At 71.0% G+C, this 22,901-nt stretch carries 23 protein-coding genes and 1 pseudogene; 10 read left to right on the top strand and 14 right to left on the bottom strand.

Annotated features, from left to right (window positions below; genetic code table 11):
- Positions 1–3 precede the first annotated feature (3 nt).
- Entirely contained in the window at positions 4–1,020 is a 1,017-nt protein-coding gene (gene galE, locus NUV38_RS10530) for a UDP-glucose 4-epimerase GalE (RefSeq protein ID WP_257729080.1), read from the top strand.
- 417 nt (positions 1,021–1,437) lie between these two features.
- Here the strand turns inward: galE and rlmB are convergent, their stop codons facing one another.
- Both rlmB and cysS read right to left on the bottom strand, forming a co-directional pair.
- Positions 1,438–2,385, bottom strand: a complete 948-nt coding sequence (rlmB, locus tag NUV38_RS10525) for a 23S rRNA (guanosine(2251)-2'-O)-methyltransferase RlmB (protein WP_257729147.1) — start codon at positions 2,383–2,385, stop codon at positions 1,438–1,440.
- Positions 2,385–3,830, bottom strand: coding sequence for a cysteine--tRNA ligase (cysS, locus tag NUV38_RS10520; protein ID WP_257729079.1), 1,446 nt, complete (start codon positions 3,828–3,830; stop codon positions 2,385–2,387). Before cysS ends, rlmB begins: the two co-directional genes overlap by 1 nt.
- Positions 3,831–3,922: 92 nt before the next feature.
- Here cysS and NUV38_RS10515 point away from each other — a divergent pair, with 92 nt between their 5' ends.
- Both NUV38_RS10515 and ispF read left to right on the top strand, forming a co-directional pair.
- On the top strand, positions 3,923–5,185 hold the full coding sequence (locus NUV38_RS10515; protein WP_257729078.1) for a peptidase C39 family protein: 1,263 nt from the start codon (positions 3,923–3,925) through the stop codon (positions 5,183–5,185).
- Positions 5,186–5,222: 37 nt separating this feature from the next.
- Positions 5,223–5,705: a 2-C-methyl-D-erythritol 2,4-cyclodiphosphate synthase gene (ispF, locus tag NUV38_RS10510; RefSeq protein ID WP_257729077.1), complete on the top strand. Its 483-nt coding sequence runs from the start codon at positions 5,223–5,225 to the stop codon at positions 5,703–5,705.
- Between the two features lie 63 nt (positions 5,706–5,768).
- Here the strand turns inward: ispF and NUV38_RS10505 are convergent, their stop codons facing one another.
- Positions 5,769–6,254: a CarD family transcriptional regulator gene (locus tag NUV38_RS10505; RefSeq protein WP_055963243.1), complete on the bottom strand. Its 486-nt coding sequence runs from the start codon at positions 6,252–6,254 to the stop codon at positions 5,769–5,771.
- Between the two features lie 183 nt (positions 6,255–6,437).
- Here NUV38_RS10505 and NUV38_RS10500 point away from each other — a divergent pair, with 183 nt between their 5' ends.
- Positions 6,438–7,001 carry a hypothetical protein gene (locus NUV38_RS10500; protein WP_257729076.1) on the top strand — a complete coding sequence of 188 codons (564 nt, stop codon included), beginning with the start codon at positions 6,438–6,440 and terminating at the stop codon, positions 6,999–7,001.
- 139 nt (positions 7,002–7,140) lie between these two features.
- Here NUV38_RS10500 and phoU read toward each other — a convergent pair whose 3' ends face one another.
- Entirely contained in the window at positions 7,141–7,791 is a 651-nt protein-coding gene (phoU, locus tag NUV38_RS10495) for a phosphate signaling complex protein PhoU (protein WP_257729075.1), read from the bottom strand.
- A gap of 133 nt (positions 7,792–7,924) precedes the next feature.
- Here phoU and NUV38_RS10490 point away from each other — a divergent pair, with 133 nt between their 5' ends.
- Positions 7,925–9,064 (top strand): cell wall metabolism sensor histidine kinase WalK, encoded by a 1,140-nt coding sequence (locus NUV38_RS10490; protein WP_257729074.1) that lies wholly within the window; start codon positions 7,925–7,927, stop codon positions 9,062–9,064.
- On the top strand, positions 9,061–9,741 hold the full coding sequence (locus tag NUV38_RS10485; RefSeq protein ID WP_257729073.1) for a response regulator transcription factor: 681 nt from the start codon (positions 9,061–9,063) through the stop codon (positions 9,739–9,741). The genes NUV38_RS10490 and NUV38_RS10485 overlap by 4 nt, the downstream gene beginning before the upstream one ends.
- A 97-nt stretch (positions 9,742–9,838) precedes the next feature.
- Here NUV38_RS10485 and NUV38_RS10480 read toward each other — a convergent pair whose 3' ends face one another.
- The 4 genes from NUV38_RS10480 to mshA form a co-directional block, all read right to left on the bottom strand.
- A complete protein-coding gene (locus tag NUV38_RS10480; RefSeq protein ID WP_257729072.1) occupies positions 9,839–10,585 on the bottom strand; it encodes a phosphoglyceromutase in 747 nt (248 codons plus the stop codon).
- A 93-nt stretch (positions 10,586–10,678) separates the two neighbouring features.
- Positions 10,679–11,329 carry a DsbA family protein gene (locus NUV38_RS10475; RefSeq protein ID WP_257729071.1) on the bottom strand — a complete coding sequence of 217 codons (651 nt, stop codon included), beginning with the start codon at positions 11,327–11,329 and terminating at the stop codon, positions 10,679–10,681.
- 48 nt (positions 11,330–11,377) lie between these two features.
- Positions 11,378–11,887: a YbjN domain-containing protein gene (locus NUV38_RS10470; protein WP_257729070.1), complete on the bottom strand. Its 510-nt coding sequence runs from the start codon at positions 11,885–11,887 to the stop codon at positions 11,378–11,380.
- 4 nt (positions 11,888–11,891) lie between these two features.
- Positions 11,892–13,142 (bottom strand): D-inositol-3-phosphate glycosyltransferase, encoded by a 1,251-nt coding sequence (gene mshA, locus NUV38_RS10465; RefSeq protein WP_257729146.1) that lies wholly within the window; start codon positions 13,140–13,142, stop codon positions 11,892–11,894.
- A gap of 115 nt (positions 13,143–13,257) precedes the next feature.
- On the opposite strand from mshA, the gene NUV38_RS10460 reads away from it, so the two are divergent.
- Both NUV38_RS10460 and NUV38_RS10455 read left to right on the top strand, forming a co-directional pair.
- A complete protein-coding gene (locus NUV38_RS10460) occupies positions 13,258–14,040 on the top strand; it encodes an SDR family NAD(P)-dependent oxidoreductase (protein WP_257729069.1) in 783 nt (260 codons plus the stop codon).
- Between the two features lie 64 nt (positions 14,041–14,104).
- Positions 14,105–15,811: a BCCT family transporter gene (locus NUV38_RS10455; protein WP_257729068.1), complete on the top strand. Its 1,707-nt coding sequence runs from the start codon at positions 14,105–14,107 to the stop codon at positions 15,809–15,811.
- A 64-nt stretch (positions 15,812–15,875) separates the two neighbouring features.
- Here the strand turns inward: NUV38_RS10455 and NUV38_RS10450 are convergent, their stop codons facing one another.
- Complete coding sequence (locus NUV38_RS10450) at positions 15,876–17,459, bottom strand: DHA2 family efflux MFS transporter permease subunit (RefSeq protein WP_257729067.1); 1,584 nt, start codon at positions 17,457–17,459, stop codon at positions 15,876–15,878.
- Complete coding sequence (locus NUV38_RS10445) at positions 17,452–17,919, bottom strand: MarR family winged helix-turn-helix transcriptional regulator (RefSeq protein WP_257729066.1); 468 nt, start codon at positions 17,917–17,919, stop codon at positions 17,452–17,454. Before NUV38_RS10445 ends, NUV38_RS10450 begins: the two co-directional genes overlap by 8 nt.
- Before the next feature lie 180 nt (positions 17,920–18,099).
- On the opposite strand from NUV38_RS10445, the gene typA reads away from it, so the two are divergent.
- Positions 18,100–19,968, top strand: coding sequence for a translational GTPase TypA (gene typA, locus NUV38_RS10440; protein WP_257729065.1), 1,869 nt, complete (start codon positions 18,100–18,102; stop codon positions 19,966–19,968).
- A gap of 150 nt (positions 19,969–20,118) precedes the next feature.
- On the opposite strand, the gene NUV38_RS10435 is transcribed toward typA, so the two are convergent.
- The 4 genes from NUV38_RS10435 to NUV38_RS10420 are packed head-to-tail and all read right to left on the bottom strand — an operon-like array spanning position 20,119 to position 22,325.
- Positions 20,119–20,889 carry an MBL fold metallo-hydrolase gene (locus tag NUV38_RS10435; protein ID WP_257729064.1) on the bottom strand — a complete coding sequence of 257 codons (771 nt, stop codon included), beginning with the start codon at positions 20,887–20,889 and terminating at the stop codon, positions 20,119–20,121.
- Positions 20,882–21,667, bottom strand: a complete 786-nt coding sequence (locus tag NUV38_RS10430; protein WP_257729063.1) for an NUDIX hydrolase — start codon at positions 21,665–21,667, stop codon at positions 20,882–20,884. The genes NUV38_RS10435 and NUV38_RS10430 overlap by 8 nt, the downstream gene beginning before the upstream one ends.
- Before the next feature lie 38 nt (positions 21,668–21,705).
- Complete coding sequence (locus tag NUV38_RS10425) at positions 21,706–22,170, bottom strand: RidA family protein (RefSeq protein WP_257729062.1); 465 nt, start codon at positions 22,168–22,170, stop codon at positions 21,706–21,708.
- Positions 22,167–22,325, bottom strand: coding sequence for a DUF4177 domain-containing protein (locus NUV38_RS10420; RefSeq protein ID WP_144433633.1), 159 nt, complete (start codon positions 22,323–22,325; stop codon positions 22,167–22,169). The genes NUV38_RS10425 and NUV38_RS10420 overlap by 4 nt, the downstream gene beginning before the upstream one ends.
- A gap of 125 nt (positions 22,326–22,450) precedes the next feature.
- Here NUV38_RS10420 and NUV38_RS10415 point away from each other — a divergent pair.
- A pseudogene (locus tag NUV38_RS10415) lies at positions 22,451–22,901 on the top strand (hypothetical protein); the annotation flags it as partial.

The raw sequence follows: 22,901 nt of genomic DNA, 5'->3' as shown, positions 1-22,901 counted from the left end.
GGCATGCGTGTCCTCGTCACCGGCGGTGCCGGCTACATCGGTTCCCACACCGTCCTCACCCTCCTCGAGCAGGGCCACGAGGTCGAGGTGGTCGACAACCTCGTCAACGGCAAGGCCGAGGCGGTGCGCCGCGTGGGCGAGCTCGCCGGTCGCGACGTCGCGCTGCACGAGGTCGACCTGACCGACCGCACGGCGACGCATGCGGTGCTGGCACGCGGGTTCGACGCCGTCATCCACTTCGCCGCGCTCAAGGCGGTCGGCGAGAGCACCCAGAAGCCGCTCGAGTACTACGCCAACAACATGGGATCCACGTTCACCCTCCTCGAGGCCATGCGCTCCCACGACGTGCGCACGCTCGTGTTCTCGTCCTCGGCCACGGTGTACGGCGAGAAGGCACCGGTCCCCTACGTCGAGGACTTCGAGCCGCTGGACTCCTCGAGCACCTACGGCCAGACGAAGGTGATGACCGAGCGCATCCTCACCGACGTGGCCGCGGCCGACCCCGCGTGGCGGGTGGCGCTCCTGCGCTACTTCAACCCGGTGGGCGCCCATCCGTCCGGCCGCATCGGTGAGGACCCGCAGGGCATCCCCAACAACCTGGTGCCGTTCATCGCCCAGGTGGCGGTGGGTCGACGTGAGCGGCTCTCGGTCTTCGGCGGCGACTACCCCACGGCGGACGGCACGTGCGAGCGCGACTACATCCACGTCCAGGACGTCGCCGAGGGCCACGTGGTCGCCCTCGACGCGATCCTCGCCGACGAGCCGGGCGTGCACGCCTGGAACCTCGGCAGCGGCCAGGGCACGTCGGTGCTGGAGATGATCCACGCCTTCGAGCGGGCCAGCGGACGCGAGATCCCCTACGACGTGGTCGATCGTCGTCCTGGCGACCTGCCCGCCTTCTGGGCCGACCCGAGCAAGGCCGAGCAGGAGCTGGGCTGGACCACCTCGCGCACCGTCGACGACATGTGCCGCGACACCTGGACCTGGCAGTCGCAGAACCCCCAGGGCTACGACGCCTGACCAGTCCTTCCGTTTCGGACACTTCCGGGGCAGGAACCGGGGTCCGACTGCCCCGTAGCTGGCCACAACGTGGGGACCCGCGGCAGCGCTGCTTCGGCCGGCGCCCTGGGTGGCCTCCGAAAGGGCCTCGACCGGAGCGGACCCAGCGCCCCGACCGGGCCCCCGGGCCGTCACCCCGTTTCGGACACCTTCGGGGCACCAAAAGGGGTCCGACTGCCCCGCAACCGTCCAAGACGCGCGTTTCGAAGACGTGTGGACGATTCCTGACGGAAGGATCGATCTTGCGCCTTCATGTCGCGGACTTGCGGCCGGGAAGCTCGGAGGAGCCCGGCGCCCCCGTTCCGTCGCGGCCTTTCGGAGCCCACCTCCACCACGAGCCGAGGCAGCGCAGCCGCAGGCCCGGGCCCGGGCCGAACCTCAGGCCCGACGCTGCGCGATCGCGTACATCGCGATCCCCGCGGCCACACCGGCGTTGAGGCTCTCCAGGCTCGAGGCCATGGGGATCGAGACCATCTGGTCGCACGTCTCGCCGACGAGGCGGGAGATGCCCTTGCCCTCGCTGCCGATCACGACGACGAGCGGACCGTCGGCGAGGTCGAGGTCCGGCAGGGCCACGTCGCCGTCGGCGGCGAGGCCGACGACCATGAGTCCGGCCTCCTGGTAGGCCTTGAGCTGACGGGTCAGGTTGGTGGCACGCGCCACGGGAACCCGCGCCGCCGCCCCGGCCGACGTCTTCCAGGCGGCGGCCGTCATCTGCGCGGCCCGACGCTCGGGGATGACCACGCCGTGGGCTCCGAAGCCCGATGCCGAGCGCACCACGGCGCCGAGGTTGCGGGGGTCGGTGACCCCGTCGAGCATGACGATGAGCGGCGGGACGCCCTGCTCGGCAGCACGCGCGAGCAGGTCGTCGGGGTGCGCGTAGTCGTAGGCGTTCAGCTTGGCGGCCACGCCCTGGTGCACGGCACCACCGGTGAGCTTGTCCATCTCGATGCGGCCGATCTCGAGCAGCGACACGTGCTGCTCGGCGGCCAGCTTGAAGATCTCGCGGATCCGCTCGTCGCGCTCGGCGCCCTCGGCGATGTAAAGCCCGGCCACCGGGACCTTGGCACGGAGCAGCTCGACGACGCTGTTGCGTCCGGCCACCCACTCCGGTCCACCGTCGCTGTTCTTGCGCTTGGGGCGCGCGGCCTCACGCTTGTCGGTGGCGCGCGCCATCTTGTACGCCTTGTGGTTGGGACGCTCCTCGGCACGCGGCGTGGGGCCCTTGCCCTCGAGGCCCTTGCGGCGTCGGCCACCCGACCCGGCGGTGGGGTTGCCCTTGCCGGTCTTCTTGATCGCGCCTCGGCGCTGGCTGTTGCCGGCCATCATCGTCCCTTCACGGACCAGCTCTGCACGGACCATCGGGGGCCCTGCGCTGTGTCCTCGATCTCGATGCCGGCCGCAGCCAGCTGGTCACGTACTCGGTCGGCGGTGGCGAAGTCCTTCGCAGAGCGCGCCTCCTGGCGCTGCTCGAGGAGGGCGTCGACGAGCGGTGCCAGGGCACCCTCGGCAGCGTTCGACCCTGGACCCTGGGCCGACGTCCAGTGCTCGCCGAGGGGGTCGAGCCCGAGCACGTCGAGCTGCGCGCGGACCGTGGCCAGCACGGTGCGCAGCTCGGGGCTGTCGGTCGCCGACGCGAGCAGGGTGTTGCCCTGCGTGACGCCCGCCTGCAGCACCGCGAGCGCCGCCGGCACGCCCAGGTCGTCGTCCATGGCGGCGGCGAACGCCTCACCGACCTCGCCCGGTTCCACGTCGCCTCCCGCCGCGCGCACGGTCTCGTCGGCGCGCCGCACGAAGCCCTCGATGCGCTCGAACGCCACGGCGGCCTCCGCGAGCGACTCCTCGGTGAACTCGATGATCGAGCGGTAGTGCGCCGCCACGAGGTAGTAGCGCAGGGCGATGGCCGGCACCCGCTTCACGACCTCGCTCACCATGAGCGTGTTGCCGACGCTCTTGGACATCTTCGCGCCGCTGAGATTGAGCATCGCGTTGTGCATCCACAGGCGCGCGAACGGCTGTCCGGCGGCACGCGACTGGGCGATCTCGTTCTCGTGGTGCGGGAAGCGCAGGTCGAGACCGCCGCCGTGGATGTCGAACTCGGTGCCGAGGTACTTGGCAGCCATCGCGGAGCACTCGAGGTGCCATCCGGGGCGCCCACGTCCCCACGGGGTGGGCCACGACGCCGACTCCGGGTCGCCGGGCTTGTGACCCTTCCAGAGGGCGAAGTCGCGCGGGTCGCGCTTCCCGTCGGCGGGGGCGTCGGGCGCGGCCTGCATGTCGTCGACGCTCTGGTTGCTCAGCTCGCCGTAGTCGGCCCAGGAACGGACGTCGAAGTAGACGTCACCCGAGTCGTCCGCGGCCGGGTAGGCGTGCCCGCGCTCGATCAGCGTCTCCATCAGCTCGATCATCTCGGGCACGACGCCCGTGGCCCGGGGCTCGTAGGTGGGCGGGCGGCAGCCGAGCACCTCGTAGGCGGCGTGCAGCGCCCGCTCGTTCTCGTACGCCACCGCGAACCAGGGTCGGCCCTGCTCCTCGCCCTTGGCCAGGATCTTGTCGTCGATGTCGGTCACGTTCGCGACGATCGTGACGTCGTAGCCGGCGCGCTCGAGCCACCGGCGCAGGACGTCGAACACGACCTCCTTGCGGATGTGCCCGATGTGCGGCGGACCCTGCACCGTGAGGCCGCAGTGGTAGATGCCGACCTTGCCGGGCACGACCGGGTCGAGGTCGCGCTGCTGCCGGGTGGCGGTGTCGTACAGGCGCAGGCTCACCCCCGCAGCCTATCGGCCCGGCGGCACCGTTCCTGCCACGTGGATTCGCCACAACCGCCCCACGCACCCCAGGCGTCACCTACCCTCGGAGGATGCCTCTTCCCCTTCGGCATGCTGCTCGTCGACCGTTGGCCGTCCTGACCGCCGTCGCCGCTGCACTGCTGCTCCTTCCCGCCGCCCCCTCGCAGGCCGCCGGCGACCGCGTGCGGACCGATCGGTGGTGGACGGCCGCCCACCTGAAGAAGGGCACGTTCGACGGAGTGAAGATGTCCGGATCCGCGCTCGTGCTGGCCTCGCCCCGGCGGACCCTCACCTACACCGACCCCTACGGCACCAAGAAGAAGACGAGCTGGACCTACGGCAGCTGGACCTCCCCCTGGACCACCACCGGCTTCGGAGCCCGCACGCTCGTCCCCTCGTGGAGCGCGTCGATGCCGAACGGCACCTGGGTCCGCGTCCTCGCCCGCGTCAAGGACGGGTCCAAGGTCGGCAGCTGGGACACGGTCGCGACCTGGTCGTACGGAACCGGTGGCATCCGTCGCGCCTCGGGCACCAGCCAGGGCGACGACCTCACCTCGCTGGCGGTCGACACCCTGCGCGCCAACGGGTCTCGCACCTTCTCGGGGTGGCAGCTGCGTCTCGACCTCGTGCGGGCCCCCAGGGCGACGGCGACACCGAAGATCGAGTCGGTCAGCGGTGTCGCGGCCTCGTACTCGACACGTCGCACCGCCACGAGCCGCACGACCATGACGAAGACGAAGACGCTCGCCGTCCCCGGCTTCTCGCAGATGACCCATCGCGGACACCACCCGGAGTGGGGCGGCGGAGGCGAGGCCTGGTGCTCGCCGACTTCGGTCGCCATGGTGCTCCGCTACTTCGGCTCGGGACCCAAGAAGGGCGACTACAGCTGGACGAAGGGCGCCGACGGCCAGGTCGACCACGCTGCCCGGTACAGCTACGACTACCGCTACCGGGGGACCGGGAACTGGCCGTTCAGCGCCGCCTACGCCGGTCGTTACGGCCTCGACTCCTTCGTGACCCGCATGGTCGACCTCCGCGACGCCGAGGCGTTCATCAAGGCCGGCATCCCGCTGGTCGCCTCCGTGGCGTTCAAGCGCGGCGAGCTGACCGGAGCGCCGATCTCGTCGACGCCGGGCCACCTGCTCATCATCAGCGGCTTCACGGCGGACGGCCGGGTCGTCGTGAACGACCCGGCGGCCCCGTCGAACGGGTCGGTGCGTCGGACCTACTCCCGCGCTCAGTTCGAGCGTGCCTGGCTCGGCGGCAGCGGCGGCGTCGTGTACGTCATGCGCCCGGGCTCGAAGAAGCTCCCGGCCGACACCTCGCGCTGGTAGCCACGTCACCCGCTCCGGCGCCTGGCAGGATGCAGCCATGACCCTGCCCGACCTGCGCACCGGCATCGGCACCGACGTCCACCGCCTCGTGCCCGGCCGCGCGATGTGGCTGGCCGGTCTGGAGTGGCCGGGCGAGGACGCCGGGCTCGAGGGTCACTCCGACGGTGACGCTGCGAGCCACGCGATGGTCGACGCGCTGCTGTCGGCCGCGGGCCTGGGCGACATCGGGTCACGCTTCGGCACGGCCGATCCCCGGTTCGCGGGGGCATCGGGCACGACCTTCCTGACCGAGACCGTGCGACTGCTCGCCGACGCAGGGTTCAGGGTGCTCAACGTCGCCGTGCAGGTCGTCGGGAACACGCCCCGGCTCGGGCCGCGACGCGACGAGGCCCAGGCGCACCTGTCTGCCATCGTGGGCGCACCGGTGAGCATCTCCGCCACCACGACCGACGGCCTCGGTCTCACCGGGCGCGGTGAGGGCGTGGCCGCGATCGCCACCGCCCTGGTCGCGCGAGGCTGAGCACGCCCTTGCACGACGACGGCCCCCGCCCGGAAGGGCGAGGGCCGTCGAGGATCGATCAGCTCAGGAGGCGAGGACCTCGTCGAGCCGCAGCTCGGCCTTGTCCTCGTTGGTCTTCTCCGCGAGAGCCAGCTCGGAGACCAGGATCTGACGCGCCTTGGCGAGCATGCGCTTCTCGCCGGCCGACAGGCCCCGCTCGTGGTCACGGCGCCACAGGTCGCGCACGACCTCGGCCACCTTGAGCACGTCGCCGCTGTGCAGCTTCTCGAGGTTCGCCTTGTAGCGACGCGACCAGTTGGTCGGCTCCTCGACGTGCTCGGCACGCAGGACGCCGAACACGCGCTCGAGGCCGTCGGCATCGACGACGTCGCGGACGCCCACGAGGTCGAGGTTGCAGGCAGGAACACGAACCACCAAGTCGTTCTGGGCAACGATGCGCAGGACCAGGTAGTCCCGCTCTTCCCCCTTGATGGTCCGCTTCTCGATGTCTTCGATGACTGCAGCCCCGTGATTGGGGTACACAACCGTCTCGCCGACAGTGAAAGTCATAAACGCGGCACCTTTCGTAGGTGATCAGTTTAACACGCGCCACGGACGACTATTCCGGGCGTTCCAGGCCCCCGAGCGGTAGGTTCCGCCCGCTCCGAGCAACGCGGGGTCGGACCACGGCGCGTCGCCGCGCTCCGATATGATCCGCACGACGACCCTCCCCGACGCAGAAGCAGGTGCCCGGTGCCCACCGTTCGCACGCGCCGTCTCACGGCCGCCAGCATGATCCTCGCCGCCTCGCTCGGCCTCTCGGCGTGCGGCACCGGGGGTGGCGCCGCCACCAACCAGCAGTACCAGCCCGGCGTCGGCGCCAACCTGCGCACCGGCGACGTCCAGCTCTACAACGCGCTCCTCGTGGCCGGCAGCGACGACACGCTCGCCTTCTCCGCCGGCATGCTCAACACGACCGATGCCGCGCAGACGCTCGAGTCGGTCACCATCGCGCCGCTCGGCGGCTCCGGGTCGGTCACGGCCGAGCCGGCCACCTCCGTCGAGCTCCCGCCCCGCCAGCTCTTCACCATCGGTCGAGCCGGCGAGCACGCCCGCCTCCCCCGTGCGACACACCCCGTCGGCCCGGAACCCCACCAGAACCACAACCACTCCGACGCGGGCGAGGTCGAGATCTCCGTCCCCGTCGTCGCCCGAAACGCCAGCTACGCCGACGTCGCCGAGACCCCGCCGAGCGACGGCGCCGAGCAGCAGGCCACCGAGGAGGCCGACGAGGCCGAGGAGAACCCCGCGGGCTGACCCCGCGGAGCTCTCCTGGACCCGCAGGTGACCGGAGGCGTCGGCGCCTTGGTGCCGCCTGCCGCCCCACGACGACGAGGGCCGCCCACGATCCCCCGAGGATCGCGGACGGCCCTTCGTCGTGCAGGTCTCGCAGGCGTCAGACGCCCGGTGCCAGCTCGCCGGTGACGAGGTAGACCACGCGGCGCGCCATGGAGACGGCGTGGTCGCCGATGCGCTCGTAGTAGCGGCCGAGGAGGGCGAGGTCGATCGCCGGCTCGATGCCGTGCTCCCACGTCCCGCCGAGCAGCGACCGGAACAGGTCCTTGCGGAGGCGGTCCATCTCGTCGTCGGTGTCCTCGAGCCTGGTGGCGGCGTCGACGTCGCGGTTGGCGACGATGCGCGACGCGGCGTGGATCATCTGGTCGGCCACCGAGGCCATGGCCATGATCGTGGGCTGCAGGGTGGTGGGCACGGCGACGTCGGGCATGCGCATGCGCGCCACCTTCGCCACGTGGACCGAGAGGTCGCCCATCCGCTGCAGGTCGGTCAGCATCCGCAGGGTGGCGACCAGCTGGCGCAGGTCGGTCGCGACCGGCTGCTGGGTGGCGAGGAGGAGCAGGGCGCGCTCCTCGATCTCCTCGGTGGACTCATCGATCTGCTTGTCGCCGGCGATCACCTGCTCGGCGAGCGGGCCGTCGGCATTGAGCAGGGCGGCAGTGGAGGCAGCGACAGCCTTGCGGACGGTCCCGGTCAGCTGGACCAGGTCGTCGACGATCGTGTCGAGCTGCTCGTAGTACGCATCACGCATGAGACGAACCCTAGGAGAAGCCGGTGAACGGATGGCGACGCCTGGTGAACGAGGTGTGAACAGCCGCGGAAAGGCGCACGTCAGAGGGGGTTCGGGCGGGAGTCCCCGCTCGCGATGGGCCTAGCATCGGGGCGTGGACATCAGTGCGGGTCTCGTCGTCGCCGGTGCCGTGGGCGCCGCCCTCGGTGCCGCGGTGACCTTCCTGTGGCTGTTCAGCGAACGCCGCCAGAACGCCGTGCCCGACGAGCCGGCACCCCTCGTCCCCCCGGGCGCGGAGGCAGTGCTGTCGGTCCTGTCCTCCACCACCGTCCTGCTGGGTCCGTCCGACGAGGTGCTGCAGGCGTCGGCCCCGGCCGTGGCTCTCGGCATCGTGCGGGACCACCGCATCGAGTCCGAGGACATCCGCACCCTGGTCCAGCAGGTGCGCCGCGACGGACAGGTGCGCGAGTCGAACCTGACCCTGCAGCGCCGACGCGGCAACCCCGCCCACGTGCAGGTCCGCGTCGCCCCTCTCACGTCCCGGCTGATCATCGTGCTCGCGCTCGACCGGACCGACCAGCAGCGGGTCGAGAACATCCGCCGCGACTTCGTGGCCAACGTCAGCCACGAGCTGAAGACGCCGGTGGGGGCGCTCAACCTGCTGGCCGAGGCCGTGTCCGAGGCCAAGGACGACCCGGAGTCGGTCGTGCGGTTCGCCTCGCGCATGCAGACGGAGAGCGAACGTCTCACCCGGCTGGTGCAGCAGATCATCGACCTGTCGCGCCTGCAGAACGACGTCGCCAGCGACGACGCGGCCACCGTGAAGGTCGACGAGCTCGTCGCCGAGGCGTGCGAGCACTCGGCCACGGAGTCCGAGCGCAAGCGGATCGAGATCGCCCGATCGGTCGAGCCGGACCTGATGGTCCACGGGGACCGCGCCCAGCTGCACGCCGCCGTCAGCAACCTGGTCGAGAACGCCGTGACCTACAGCCCCGAGGGCTCCAAGGTGGCGGTGACCGCCGCACTCGACGGTGACGACGTGCGCATCAGCGTGGCCGACAACGGCATCGGCATCGCCGGGCCCGAGCTCGAGCGCATCTTCGAGCGCTTCTACCGCGTCGACCCCGCCCGCGCCCGCGCCACGGGCGGCACGGGGCTCGGCCTGTCCATCGTCAAGCACGTGGCCGCCAGCAACGGCGGCACCGTGGACGTCTGGAGCGAGCCCGGCGCTGGCTCCACCTTCACGCTGGTGCTCCCCCGCTTCCAGCACGACCTCGATGAGGAGATCCTGTGACACGAGTGTTGGTCGTCGAGGACGAGACCAGCTACAGCGAAGCGCTGTCGTACGTCCTGCGCAAGGAGGGGTTCGACGTCGCGATCGCCGAGACGGGACCCGACGCGCTGACCGAGTTCGAGCGCAACGGCGCCGACATCGTGCTGCTCGACCTGATGCTGCCCGGCCTGCCCGGCACCGAGGTGTGCCGCCAGCTCCGGCAGACGTCGAGCGTGCCGATCATCATGGTCAGCGCCAAGGACACCGAGGTCGACAAGGTGGTGGGCCTGGAGCTCGGCGCCGACGACTACGTGACCAAGCCGTACTCGCCGCGCGAGCTCGTGGCCCGCATCCGCGCGGTCCTGCGTCGCGGCGCCACCGACGAGATCGACGACGACGCCGTGCTCGAGGCGGGTCGCGTGCGCATGGACGTCGAGCGCCACCTGGTGTCGGTCGACGGCGAGACCGTGCGGCTGCCGCTCAAGGAGTTCGAGCTGCTCGAGTTCTTCCTGCGCAACCCCGGCCGGGTCCTCACCCGCGGCCAGCTGATCGACCGCGTGTGGGGCGCCGACTACGTGGGCGACACCAAGACGCTCGACGTCCACGTGAAGCGTCTGCGGGCCAAGATCGAGCCCGACCCCGCCAACCCCGTCACGCTGACCACCGTCCGCGGGCTGGGCTACAAGCTCGACGCCTGACGCCCACCCCTCCCCACGTCTTGGGGGGTTGTCGACAATCTGGCCCGCGCCGGAACGTCGACAACCCTTCAGAACGCGCTGCGAGGGCCTGCGAACGTCAGCGGCCCTGGTTCGCGACGGCGGCGATGGCGTCGGCGGCGGCGTCGGGGTCGAGGTAGCGGCCACCCTTGGTGACGGGCTTGAGGTCGTCGTCGAGCTCGTAGACGAGCGGGATGCCGGTGGGGATGTTCAGGCTGACGACCTCGTCCTCGCCGAGGCCGTCGAGGTGCTTGACGAGCGCGCGCAGCGAGTTGCCGTGGGCCGTCACGAGCACGGTGCGGCCGCCGAGCAGGTCCGGCACGATGCTGTCGTACCAGTACGGGAGCATCCGGTCGAGCACGTCGGCGAGGCACTCGGTGCGCGGCAGCAGCTCGTCGGGCAGCGACGCGTAGCGCGGGTCGGAGGCCTGCGAGAACTCGCTGTCGTCGGCGAGGGCCGGGGGCGGCGTGGAGTAGGAGCGGCGCCAGGTCATGAACTGCTCCTCGCCGAACTCCTCCAGCGTGGCCTTCTTGTCCTTGCCCTGGAGCGCGCCGTAGTGACGCTCGTTGAGCCGCCACGAGCGCGTGACCGGGATCCAGTGCCGGTCGATGCCGTCGAGCACGATCTGCGACGTGCGGATGGCCCGTCGCAACAGCGACGTGTGCGAGACGTCGGGGGCGATGCCGGCGTCGGCCAGCAGCGTGGCCCCGCGGTGCGCCTCCTCCACGCCCTGCTCGTTGAGGTCGACGTCGACCCAGCCGGTGAACAGGTTCTTCGCGTTCCACTCGCTGTGCCCGTGGCGCAGGAGGACGAGCGTGTAGGTCATGTCGACGACCCTACCGCCAGCCCGTCCCTGCGTTTCGGACAGATCCGGGGCACTCTGACCCTCCGAAGTGCCCCGGAGGTGTCCGAGACGGGGCTACGCGTCGCGCCACTCCCGGTGGATCTGGTGGAGCGCCTGCACGTAGTCGTCCTGCGACTGGGTGCCGGCGAGGGTCCACCGGTTCTCGACGACCACGTAGGGGAGCTGCGTCACGCCGAGGGACCGTGCCGTCTCGTCCTGGGTGCGGACGGCATCGGCGTACTCCTCGCTCGCCAGGAGGGCGTCGGCCGTCTCGAGGTCGAGCCCGACGAGGGCCGCCCGGCTTGACAGCACGAGCGGGTCCGCGAGGTCGGCCCCCTCGAGCAGGTGGGCCCGCCAGAGCTGGTGGGCGAGCTCGCGCTGCAGCCCCGGTCCGGCCTCGTCGGCCCACGTGAGGAGCCGCCACGCGTCGAGGCCGTTGGCCTCGACCGCCTCGGCGAGGTTGAGCTCGATGCCGCTGATGCGGGCCGCTGCGGTCACCTGCGCGTCGACGAGGTCGACCTTGTCCTCGCCCCCGAGCCGCTCGGCCAGGACCTCGCGCAGCGGCCTGCCCGAGCTGGGCGCGTCGGGCTCCAGCAGCCGGGCGCGGAAGGAGACCTCGAGCGGTTCACCCGTGAGGATCGTGAACATCCCGGCCGCCCGCTCGAAGCGCGTCACCCCGACGTACGACCACGGGTCCGTCACGTCGCAGAACACCAGAGCCTTCACGGCGCCAACGCTACGTGAGGGCGTCGAGCGACGCCCGGCCCGTGCGGGTCAGTCCTTCGGGCGCAGGTGCTCGAAGGCGGCCAGGTTGGCCGTGGACTCGCCACGGGACTCGCGCCACGCCCACTCCTTGCGGATGGACGAGGCGAAGCCGAGCTCGAGGATCGTGTTGAACGAGTCGTCCGACGCCGAGAGCACGGCGCCGAGGAGACGGTCGACCTCCTCGGCCGTGACCGAGTGCAGCGGCAGGCGTCCGTCGAGGTAGACGTCGCCCGCGGAGTCGATGGCGAACGCGACGCCGTACAGCTTGAGGTTGCGCTCGAGCAGCCAGCGGTAGACACCCTCGTGGTTCTCGTCGGGGTTGCGGGCGACGAAGGCGTGCACGCCCAGCGTGTGCCGGCCCACGTCGAGACGGGTGGTGGTCTTGAGCTTGCGCTCGCCCGGCAGGTCGACCTCGACCACGGTGAGGCCGTGCCGCACGTGGTCGAGCCCGGCCGAGGCCACCGCGTCGAGGATCACCTCGAGCGCCTGGCGCTGGTCGGTCGTCAGGTCGTCGCTCATGTCCTTACACGTCCTTCGTCGTCCCGTGGGCGCCGGCTCGCTCGTCGAAGGCCCGGGCGTAGACCTCCAGCACGCGGTCGACGGTCGCGTCCCAGCCGAAGCCTGTCGCGTGGGCCACGGCCTTCTGGCCCAGGGCATCGCGATGCGCCCGGTCGGTGAGCAGCGGGTGCAGGGCGTCGGCGTAGTCCCGCGGGTCGTGGCCGTCGACCAGCACACCGCTCACACCGTCGGCGACGGCCGTCGACAGACCCCCGACGCGCGCGGCGACGACCGGGGTGCCGCAGGCCTGCGCCTCGATCGCGACGAGCCCGAACGACTCGTTGTACGACGGCACGCAGACCACGTCGGCGGCGGCGTACCAGTCGGCCAGCTCGGCCTGGGTGACCGCCGGCTCCAGCCGGACGACGTCGGCGATCCCGAGCTCGTCGGCCAGCTCGGCGAGGGACGTCGGACGGTCCAGCCCGCTTCCCGAGGCGCCGCCGACCACGACCACCTGGAGCCGCTGCCGCAGCGCCGGGTCGCGGTCGATCATGGCGGCAGCCGCGCGCAGCACCACGTCGGGAGCCTTCAACGGCTGGATGCGGCCGGCGAAGAGCAGCACCGCGGCGTCGTCGGGGAGGTCGAGGAGCGTGCGGGACTCGTCGCGGCGCCCGCTGCGGAACACCTCGAGGTCGACGCCGGGATGGACGACGTCGACCCGGTCCGGCGCGGCGCCGTAGAGGTCGACGAGCTCGCGCCGCTCCTCCTGCGTGTTGGCCACGAGCCGGTCCGCGATGCGCACGATCTCCTCCTCGCCCGCGACGCGGCCGATCGGCTCGGCGCGGTCGCCCTCGGCGAGATGGGCGTTCTTGACCTTCGCCATCGTGTGCATCGTGTGCACGAGTGGAACGTCCCACCGCTCCGCCGCGACCGTCCCGACCTGGCCGGACAACCAGTAGTGGCTGTGGACGAGGTCGAAGTGGTCGGGGCCGGCCACGACCTCGGCGCGCAGGACGTCGCGCACGAAGCCGCACAGCTGGCTGGGCAGGTCGTCCTTGGTGAGTCCCTCGAACGGTCCGGCCGTCACGTGCCGCACCACCACGCCGGGGGCGGCCTCGACCACGGGCGGGAGGTGCCGCGACGTGGCCCGCGTGAACACCTCGACCTCGACCCCGCGCCGGGCGAGGCGACGAGCCAGCTCGAGCACGTAGACGTTCATCCCGCCGGCGTCGCCGCTGCCCGGCTGCTCCAAGGGCGACGTGTGCGCCGAGAGCATGGCTACGCGGCGGGGTCGGCGGGAGGTCGTCACCAGACCATCTTGACGCTCCCCGCCCACCTCCGCAGCGAGAGGGGCGCGCCCTCGACCCCGCCACCGGTGCGACGATGGCGTCATGGTCGAGAAGAGCGTCGAGCAGAGTCCCGCGTCCACCCGTCCCGTCGCCGTCGTCACCGGTGCCAGCAGCGGCATCGGCGCCGCGAGCGCGCGACAGCTCGCGGCCGCCGGCTACCGCGTCGTCTGCGCCGCGCGCCGCGCCGATCGCATCGAGGCACTCGCCGACGAGATCGACGGCATCGCCGTGCCCTGCGACGTGACCGACCCCGACCAGGTGCGAGCGCTCGCCGAGGCTGCAGGGCCTGCGGTGCACCTGCTGGTCAACAACGCCGGTGGTGCACTGGGCCTGGACCCCGTGGAGCACGCCGACGCCGACGACTGGCGTCGCATGTACGAGATCAACGTGATCGGCACCCTCCAGGTCACCCGGGCCCTGCTCCCCGCGCTCGAGGCCAGCGGCGCCGGCACCATCCTCAACATCGGGTCCACCGCCGGACGGATCGCCTACGAGGGCGGGGGCGGGTACACGGCCGCCAAGCACGGCGTCGCGGTGATGACCGAGACGCTCCGGCTCGAGCTCCTGGGGCGCCCGGTGCGCGTGTGCGAGGTCGCCCCGGGCATGGTGCGCACCGAGGAGTTCGCGCTCACCCGCTTCGACGGTGACACCGAGCGCGCGGCGGCTGTCTACGCCGGGGTCGACGAGCCGCTGACCGCCGACGACGTGGCCGACGTGGTCGCCTGGGTCGCCACCCGACCCCACCACGTGAACGTCGACCTCGTGGTCGTCAAGCCCCTCGCCCAGGCCTCGCAGCACAAGGTGCACCGCACTCCTTCGAGTTGACGGTGCGTGCAGATCCTGGAACGGTCGTGGGGTTCCCGTACCCCCCTACGGAAGGATCACACCCATGGCCACGACCGAGGCCCGACCGCCAGGGACGGACGGTGGACGCCCCTCGCGACTGTCGTCCGTCGCTCCTGGCGTCTTCTACCCGTCAGCAGCGATCCTGCTGGCCGTCGTCATCGTCGCAGTCGCCTTCCCCACCTGGACCGGAGACACCCTCTCCTCGCTCCAGTCCTCCGTCATCACCGGCATCGGCTGGTACTACACGCTGGCCGTGAGCGGCTTCGTCGTGTTCGCCGTCTGGATGGGCGTCGGACGTTTCGGCGACATCAAGCTCGGCAAGGACGACGACGAGCCCGAGTTCAGCCTTCCCGCGTGGTTCTCGATGCTGTTCGCCGCAGGCATGGGCATCGGCCTCGTGTTCTGGGGAGCGGCCGAACCGCTCACCTTCTACACGAGCCCGAAGCCCGGCGTCGAGGGCGACTCCGCCGAGCTCGCCAACGCCGCCATGTCGCAGGTGTTCCTGCACTGGGGCTTCCACGCCTGGGCGATCTACGTGGTCGTCGGCCTGGCCCTCGCCTACGCCATCCATCGCAAGGGCCGCTCGGTCTCGCTGCGCTGGATCCTCGAGCCCGTGTTCGGCGACCGCGTCAAGGGTCGCCTCGGTGACGTCGTCGACGTCATCGCCGTCGTCGGCACCGTCGCCGGCGTCGCGACCTCGCTCGGGCTCGGCGTGCAGCAGATCACCGCCGGCCTCGCCCAGATCGGCGTGATCGACGAGCCGACCAACACGATCCGCGTCATCGTCATCGTCGCGATCACCCTCGCCGCCACGATCTCGGTCGTCAGCGGCGTCGGCAAGGGCATCAAGTGGCTGTCGAACGCGAACCTGATCCTCGCGGGCGTCTTCCTCGTGCTCCTCGCCGCCCTCGGCCCGACCCTGTTCCTCTTCCGCGACTTCGTCCAGAACATCGGCAACTACCTGGCCGCGATCGTGCCGCTCAGCTTCAACACGAGCGCGCTCACCGGCCAGGAGGGCCTGGACTGGCAGTCCGCGTGGACGACCTTCTACTGGGGCTGGTGGATCAGCTGGGCGCCCTTCGTCGGCGTGTTCATCGCGCGCATCTCGCGTGGTCGCACGATCCGTGAGTTCGTCGCCGGCGTCCTGCTGGTGCCGACGCTGGTCACGGCGATCTGGTTCACCGTGCTCGGTGGCGCGGCGATCATGCGCCAGATGAGCGAGGGCGACCTCGTGGGGTCCGACGGCGTGACGAGCAGCGAGAACGTGCTGTTCGACCTGCTGGGCACCATGCCTGCGTCGGGTCTGCTGTCGGGCGTGGCGATCATCCTCGTGACGATCTTCTTCATCACGTCCTCGGACTCCGGCTCGCTGGTGGTCGACATGCTGGCCTCGGGCGGAGATCCCGAGCCGCCGACCTGGAGCCGCATCATGTGGGCGGTCCTCGAGGGGGCCGTGGCGATCAGCCTGCTGCTGGCCGGTGGTCTCGGGGCACTGCAGACCGGAGCCATCCTCACCGCGGTGCCGTTCAGCATCGTGATGATCATCGGTGCCTACGCGACCTACAAGGCGCTGAAGGCCGAGCACCGCGAGATCACCCGTCTCGCCCGCCGCGCGCGTGAGCGCGAGTGGCAGGAGGAGCTCTCGGGCCGCGTGGCCGACGAGCTGGTCGACAACTTCGACGAGCACCTGGGCGACCCGGTCGACGACCGGATCGACGCCGCGCTGCGCAAGGACAAGCGGTCGACCTAGCCCTCGACGTGCAGCGACCCCCGACACCACGCGGTGTCGGGGGTCGCTCTCGTTGCGGCGACGGTCAGTGCACGACGACCGGCGGCCGGTCCTCGTCGGCGAGCAGCTTGGACTCCTCGCGCTTGCGCGGCATGAACGCGACCGGCACGAGCGCCACGACGATGAGCGCGAGCGCCACGAGGTAGGTGTCGTGGAACGCGTCGGCCATGTCCTGCAGGACGGTGGCCTGGAACCCGTCGCCGAGCCGCTGGGCGACCTCCAGGGCCTCCTGCGGCGGCTGGGCGCCGGTCCGCTCGGCCTCGCCGATTGCCTGGCCGGCCGTGACCGCGGCGGAGTCCTTGAACCCGTTGGTCAGCAGCACCGTCATGATGGCGACGCCGATCGAGCTGGCCACCTGCTGCACCACGTTGATGAGCGTGGAGCCGCGGGCCACGTCGTGCGCCTTGAGCGTCTTGAGCGCCGAGGTGAAGATCGGCATCATCGTGCCGCCCATGCCGAGGCCCATGACGAACAACCAGCCCATGATGTGCCACAGCGGGGTGTTCGGGTCCGTGCTCGTCGCGAGCCCCACGACACCGACGATGATGCCGACGAAGCCGAACGGCACGATCCGTCCGATCGGCATCCTGTCGACCAGGGTGCCGGCGATCGGCATGGTCAGCATGGCGCCCAGTCCCTGCGGCGCCACGAGGAGGCCGGCCTTGAGGACGCTCTCGCCTCGCACCTGCTGGAAGTAGGTGGGCACGAGCAGGAGCGCACCGAAGAACGCGCCGACGAACAGGAACATGGTGATCGTGGAGACCGCCAGGTTGCGGTCCTTGAAGAGCCGCAGGTCGAGCAGCGGGTGCTTCGGACGGAAGGCCCAGAAGACGAAGCCGACGATCAGCAGCGCACCGACGATCGCCGGCACGAGCACGCGGGTGGACTCGACGGTGCCGGTCTCGGGGATGGAGGAGACACCGAACAGGAAGAGCGCGAGGCCGGGGGACATCAGCAGCATCCCGATGAAGTCGAACGACTCGCTCGGCTCGGCGTGGTCCTTCGGCAGGATGATCTGTGCGTAGACGAGCGCGGCGATGCCCAGCGGCAGGTTGATGAGGAAGATCCAGTGCCACGAGGCGATCTCGATGAGCCAGCCGCCGAGGATCGGGCCCATGATCGGACCGAGGAGCATGGGGATGCCGAGGATCGCCATGAGACGGCCCATGCGGTGCGGCCCGGCCGCGCGGGTCATGATCGTCATGCCCAGCGGCATCAGCATGCCGCCACCGAGGCCCTGGAGCACGCGGAAGGCCACGAGCGACTCGATGCTCCACGCCGAGGCGCACAGCACCGAGCCGATGGTGAACAGGCCGATCGCGGCCATGTAGAGCCGCTTGGTCCCGAAGCGGTCGGCGGCCCAGCCGGTCAGCGGGATCACCGCGGCCAGGGCGAGCGTGTAGCCCGTCACCGACCAGGCGACGGTGGACAGCTCGGAGACGTCGAACGCCTCCTGGAACGTCGGCAGGGCGACGTTCACCACGGTGATGTCGAGGATCGACATGATGGCGCCGAGGACGACGACACCGGCGATCTTCAGGATGTCCGGGGTGATGCGGTCGTCGTCCGGGATGGACGGAGCCGCACCGACGGCGGTCTGGTCAGACATGGTCTTCCTTCTCTGGCAGTCGCAAGGCGTCGCTCGCGAGGATCTGGCCGAGGACCCGGTGCAGGTCGTCGGCGTGCTGGGGGTCGAGCCGGTCCGCGACGACGCGCAGGGCCCGGCGCTTGTGCTCCATCTGCTCGTCGACGAAGTCGAAGCCGTGCTTGGTGAGGCCCACGAGCTTCACCCGACGGTCCTCGGGACTCTCGTGGCGCTCGAGGGCACCGACCTTCACGAGCTGGTCGACGGTGCGGCCGGCGGCAGCCACCGACAGGCCGATGGCGGTCGCGATCTCGTTGATCGCGAGGGGGCGGTCGGCGTGGGCGACGGTGAACATCGCTCGCGCCTGCGTCATGGAGAGGTCGAGCTCGACGAGCTGGTCGAGCCCCTCCGAGTGCACACAGCTCATGAGTCTCTGGACGAACGCCTCCAGGCGCTCGTACACCGCTCCGCGTTCGATGGTCACCGGGAGATGCTAACGCACACGCAACCATTGTGACCACGCGATGATTGTGATCTGCATCTAGTTTCGACCCTGGTGACGCCATGTGGCAGGAGCACGTCCACCGGCCGACTAGACTTCTGGGGGCCCTCCGGCCTCAGCCGGCCCCGGCTCCCCTGTCATCCAGCGCGAGGAACTCCCTGCATGTCCACCCGTCTCGATCTGCGCAACGTCGCGATCGTCGCCCACGTCGACCACGGCAAGACCACCCTCGTCGACGCCATGCTCCAGCAGCAGGGTGCCTACACCGACCACCAGGAGGTCACCGACCGAGTCATGGACTCCGGCGACCTCGAGCGCGAGAAGGGCATCACGATCCTCGCGAAGAACACCGCCGTCCGCTACGCGGGCCCCGGTGCTCCCGAGGGCGGCGTCACGATCAACATCATCGACACCCCCGGCCACGCCGACTTCGGTGGCGAGGTCGAGCGCGGCCTGTCGATGGTCGACGCCGTCGTGCTGCTCGTCGACGCGTCCGAGGGCCCGCTCCCCCAGACACGCTTCGTGCTGCGCAAGGCGCTCGCCGCGAAGATGCCGGTCATCCTCGTCGTCAACAAGGTCGACCGTCCCGACTCGCGCATCGCCGAGGTCGTCGACGAGACCTACGAGCTCTTCCTCGACCTGCTCCCCGAGGACGCCGGCGACGACGCCCTCGACTTCCCCGTCGTCTACGCGTCGGCCCGCGCCGGTCGGGCGTCGCTGACCCAGCCCGACGACGGCGGCCTGCCCGACAACGAGAACCTGGTCCCGCTGTTCCAGACGATCATGGACGCCGTGCCGGCCCCCGAGTACACCGAGGGCGCGCCGCTGCAGGCCCACGTCACGAACCTCGACTCCTCTCCCTTCCTCGGCCGGCTCGCGCTGGTCCGCGTCAAGGAGGGCACGCTCAAGAAGGGCCAGCAGGTCGCGTGGATGAAGCGCGACGGCTCGGTCGAGCGGGTCAAGGTCACCGAGCTGCTCATCACCGAGGCGCTCGAGCGCAAGCCCGGTGAGTCCGCCGGGCCGGGCGACATCGTCGCCATCGCCGGCATGGCGAGCATCAACATCGGCGAGACGCTGGCCGACCCGGAGAACCCGGTCGCCCTGCCGCTCATCCACGTCGACGAGCCGGCCATCTCCATGACGATCGGCACCAACCAGTCGCCGCTCGCCGGCCGCGAGAAGGGCACGAAGGTCACGGCCCGCCTGGTCAAGGACCGCCTCGACGCCGAGCTCATCGGCAACGTGTCGATCCGCGTGCTGCCCACCGACCGTCCCGACGCCTGGGAGGTGCAGGGTCGTGGCGAGCTGGCCCTGGCGATCCTCGTCGAGCAGATGCGGCGTGAGGGCTACGAGCTCACCGTCGGCAAGCCGCAGGTGGTCACCAAGGAGATCGACGGCAAGCTGCACGAGCCCGTCGAGCGCCTGACCATCGACGCCCCCGAGGAGTACCTCGGCACGATCACGCAGCTGCTGGCCGTCCGCAAGGGTCGCATGGAGCAGATGATCAACCACGGCACCGGCTGGGTCCGCATGGAGTTCCTCGTCCCCGCGCGCGGCCTCATCGGCTTCCGCACCGAGTTCCTCACCGACACCCGCGGCACCGGCATCGCCCACCACATCTCCGAGGGCTACGAGCCCTGGTTCGGCGAGATCTCGACCCGTCCGTCGGGCTCGCTCGTGGCCGACCGGGCCGGTGCGGTCACCTCGTTCGCGATGACCAACCTGCAGGAGCGCGGCGTGCTGTTCGTCGAGCCCGCCACCGAGGTCTACGAGGGCATGATCGTCGGCGAGAACTCCCGTGACGACGACATGGACGTCAACATCACCAAGGAGAAGAAGCAGACCAACATCCGCTCGGCGACGTCGGACAACTTCGAGAAGGTCATCCCCCCGAAGAAGCTGTCGCTCGAGCAGTGCCTGGAGTTCTGCCGCGAGGACGAGTGCGTGGAGGTCACCCCCTCCCACGTCCGCATCCGCAAGGTGATCCTGAACGCCTCCGAGCGCGCCCGCGCCGCCAAGTCGCGCCGCTGACGCACCTGGCCCGTCGAACGGGGCACCTCCCACCCGGGAGGTGCCCCGTTCGCATGCTGCCCCGACCGACGACGAGCTCCCGTTCCGGACACGTCCGGGGCGTTCGCGACCCGCCGAGCCACCCGGAACTGTCCAGAACGGAGTGACGGGTCAGGCCTCCTGCAGGTACTCCAGCTGGGCGCGGACGCTGAGCTCGGCGGCGTCCCACAGGACCGGGTCGACGTCGGCGTAGACGTGCTCGACGACGTCGCGCGGCGTCGTGCGGCCGACCGCGACCGCGGCGCGGACCTGGTCGAGGCGCTCGTGGCGGTGCTCGAGGTAGTGGTCGAGCACGGCCCCGGCCTGCTCGACCACCGGACCGTGGCCGGGGAGCAGACGCTCGGCACTCCCCTCGTCGACCAGCTGACGCAGCTTCGCGAGGGAGTCGAGGTACGGCCCGAGGGTGCCGTCGGGGTGGGCGACGACCGTCGTCCCGCGGCCGAGGACCGTGTCGCCCGTCAGCACGGACGGCTCGTCGACCAGGCGCACGCACGCGGAGTCGCGCGTGTGGCCGGGCGTGAGGACGACCTCGAGCCGCAGCCCGTCGACCTCGATCAGCTCGCCGTCGGTGAGCGGCTCGGCGTCGGCGCAGAAGTCGGCCGAGACGGCCCGTGCGGGGGCACCCGTGCGCTCCCGCACGGTGGCGAAGGCGTCGGTGTGGTCGCCGTGGTGGTGCGTGTACAGGACGAGGGCCACCTCGCCGGCCGCCTCGAGGACGCCATCGAGGTGGGCTGCATCGTCGGGACCCGGATCGACGACGACAGACCGAGCCGCGCCGGGCTCCCGCAGGATCCACGTGTTGGTGCCCTCGAGCGTCATGATGCCGGGGTTGTCGGCCCGCACCACCGACGCGCGCTCGGTCACCGTCACCGGGTCAGCCATGGGTCTCCTCCTCGATCGGGTTGTCGAGGAACCACTCCCCGTCGACGTCCACCAGCTTCGGCTCGATGGGCCGGATCTCGCGCGACGCGGCCTCGTCCACGACGTCGGCGGGGTCGACCCGAACCAGCTCGCGGCAGGTGATCCAGGTCGGCGGCAGCATGGCCGCCTCCCCCGCCTTCACCTTCTCGAGCACCGACACGACCGGGGCCCACGCCGCGCGGTCGGCCTCGCCGGGCAAGGTGCCCACGCTCTGCCCCCGGGGGACGGCCGCGACGAAGAACCGGGTGTCGTACCGACGAGGCTCGAAGGCCGGGGTGATCCAGTGCGCCCACGCGCCGAGCAGGTCCGAGCGGAGCACCAGACCCCGGCTGCCCAGGAAGTCACCGAAGCTCAGCTCGCCGGCGTCGAGGTCGAGCCGGGCCTTCTGCAGCTCCGGGGAGGACGTGTCGGCCACGACCGAACCGGCGTCGGTGCCGGCGAACAGGATCCCGGACTCCTCGAAGGTCTCGCGCACCGCGGCCACCACCAGCGCCCGCGCCGTGTCGGGGTCGCACCCCAGCCGGTCGCCCCACTGGCTCGACGTCGGCCCGGCCCAGCCGACCACCTCGCGATCGGACTCCTGGAGCCCACCGCCGGGGAAGACGTACATGCCCGGCGCGAAGGCCATCGACGCCTGGCGCCGCAGGAGGTAGGTCTCGGGACCTGCGGCGCTCGGCCGCAGCAACGCGATGGTCGCGGCGTCACGCGTCGGCGCGGCCGTGCCGTCCCACGTCGCCACGCGGTCACGGAACGACGCCGGCATGGGCACCCGCACGGTCAGCCGACCTCGACCACGAGCTCGACCTCCACCGGTGCGTCGATCGGCAGCACCGGCACGCCCACCGCGCTGCGTGCGTGCACGCCGACCTCGCCGAACACGTCGCCGAGCAGCTCGCTCGCGCCGTTGGCCACGACCGGCTGCCCCGTGAAGTCGGGCGTGCTGGACACGAACACGGTGACCTTCACGATCCGCACCACGTCGTCGAGCGAGCCGACCACGGACTTCACGGCGGCGAGCGCGTTGAGGGCGCACTGGCGCGCGCACTCCTGCGCCTCCTCGGCCGAGACCTCGCCACCGACCTTGCCCTTGGCGACGAGCTCGCCGTCGACCAGCGGCAGCTGGCCGGCGGTGAACACGTGCTGCCCGGACCGCACCGCCGGGACGTAGGCAGCGAGCGGCGGCACCACCTCGGGCAGCGTCAGCCCGAGGTCGGCGATCCGCTGCTCGATGCCGCCGCTCACGACTGGACCGGTCGCTTGAAGTAGGCCACCAGGTTCTCGGGGTTCATGCCCGGCACGATCTGCACGAGCTCCCACCCGTCCCGGCCGAAGTTGTCGAGGATCTGCTTGGTCGCGTGCACCAGCACGGGTGCCGTCAAGTACTCCCACTGCGTCATGCGCCCGACTCTAGCCGCGACCGGTCCGGGTGCGGCAGCGCCGTTCGCTAGACGCGGCGAGCGGCGGCCCTCACATCCTCGTCGTTTCCAGGACAGGAGACCCGGTCGCGTGGAAAGGTCACACCATGTCGATCTTCCCCACGACACGGATCGGCCGCGCCCTCGTGGTGTCGGCCGTCGTCGTCGGCGTGGCCAAGATCGTCCCGTTCCTGCTGCAGGTGTTCTCGCTGACCGGCGACGAGCTCACCGAGCTCCCTCCGCTCACGCCGGCGGGCACCGACACGACCTTCCTGCTGGCCAATCCGGTGGCGTGGTTCCTCGCGGTGGCCGCCGCGGTCTACCTGGCGCTGGCCCTGCGCGACGTGGTGGTGCACCTCGTCAGCCCGGCGCCGCCCCCTCGATCACGACCGCGGACGACCGCCGCGCGCTCGGGGACCAAGCGGCCCACCGCGACGACCTCCACGCGGCGCCCACCGTCAGGACGGACGGCGACCACGCGCACCACGACGTCGAAGCCGAAGCCGAAGCCGAAGCCGAAGCCGCGCGCCGCCGCGGCGACCCGCAGCGCCGGCCGTC

The sequence above is a fragment of the Aeromicrobium sp. 50.2.37 genome, from assembly GCF_024655735.1.
Lineage (GTDB): Bacteria > Actinomycetota > Actinomycetes > Propionibacteriales > Nocardioidaceae > Aeromicrobium.
The sequence above is the reverse complement of the archived record's forward strand: the minus strand, read 5'-3'. Positions and strand labels throughout refer to the sequence as shown.

Excerpts from the sequence above, each read along its gene's own strand:
- NUV38_RS10455 (WP_257729068.1), top strand. The coding sequence starts at position 14,105 with ATGGCCACGACCGAGGCCCGACCGCCAGGGACGGACGGTGGACGCCCC.
- NUV38_RS10450 (WP_257729067.1), bottom strand. The coding sequence starts at position 17,459 with ATGTCTGACCAGACCGCCGTCGGTGCGGCTCCGTCCATCCCGGACGAC.
- NUV38_RS10505 (WP_055963243.1), bottom strand. The coding sequence starts at position 6,254 with ATGACTTTCACTGTCGGCGAGACGGTTGTGTACCCCAATCACGGGGCT.
- NUV38_RS10420 (WP_144433633.1), bottom strand. The coding sequence starts at position 22,325 with ATGACGCAGTGGGAGTACTTGACGGCACCCGTGCTGGTGCACGCGACC.
- NUV38_RS10470 (WP_257729070.1), bottom strand. The coding sequence starts at position 11,887 with ATGAGCGACGACCTGACGACCGACCAGCGCCAGGCGCTCGAGGTGATC.
- NUV38_RS10480 (WP_257729072.1), bottom strand. The coding sequence starts at position 10,585 with ATGACCTACACGCTCGTCCTCCTGCGCCACGGGCACAGCGAGTGGAAC.
- rlmB (WP_257729147.1), bottom strand. The coding sequence starts at position 2,385 with ATGGCCGGCAACAGCCAGCGCCGAGGCGCGATCAAGAAGACCGGCAAG.
- phoU (WP_257729075.1), bottom strand. The coding sequence starts at position 7,791 with ATGCGTGATGCGTACTACGAGCAGCTCGACACGATCGTCGACGACCTG.
- mshA (WP_257729146.1), bottom strand. The coding sequence starts at position 13,142 with ATGCTCTCGGCGCACACGTCGCCCTTGGAGCAGCCGGGCAGCGGCGAC.
- NUV38_RS10515 (WP_257729078.1), top strand. The coding sequence starts at position 3,923 with ATGCCTCTTCCCCTTCGGCATGCTGCTCGTCGACCGTTGGCCGTCCTG.
- NUV38_RS10460 (WP_257729069.1), top strand. The coding sequence starts at position 13,258 with ATGGTCGAGAAGAGCGTCGAGCAGAGTCCCGCGTCCACCCGTCCCGTC.
- ispF (WP_257729077.1), top strand. The coding sequence starts at position 5,223 with ATGACCCTGCCCGACCTGCGCACCGGCATCGGCACCGACGTCCACCGC.
- NUV38_RS10435 (WP_257729064.1), bottom strand. The coding sequence starts at position 20,889 with ATGGCTGACCCGGTGACGGTGACCGAGCGCGCGTCGGTGGTGCGGGCC.
- galE (WP_257729080.1), top strand. The coding sequence starts at position 4 with ATGCGTGTCCTCGTCACCGGCGGTGCCGGCTACATCGGTTCCCACACC.
- typA (WP_257729065.1), top strand. The coding sequence starts at position 18,100 with ATGTCCACCCGTCTCGATCTGCGCAACGTCGCGATCGTCGCCCACGTC.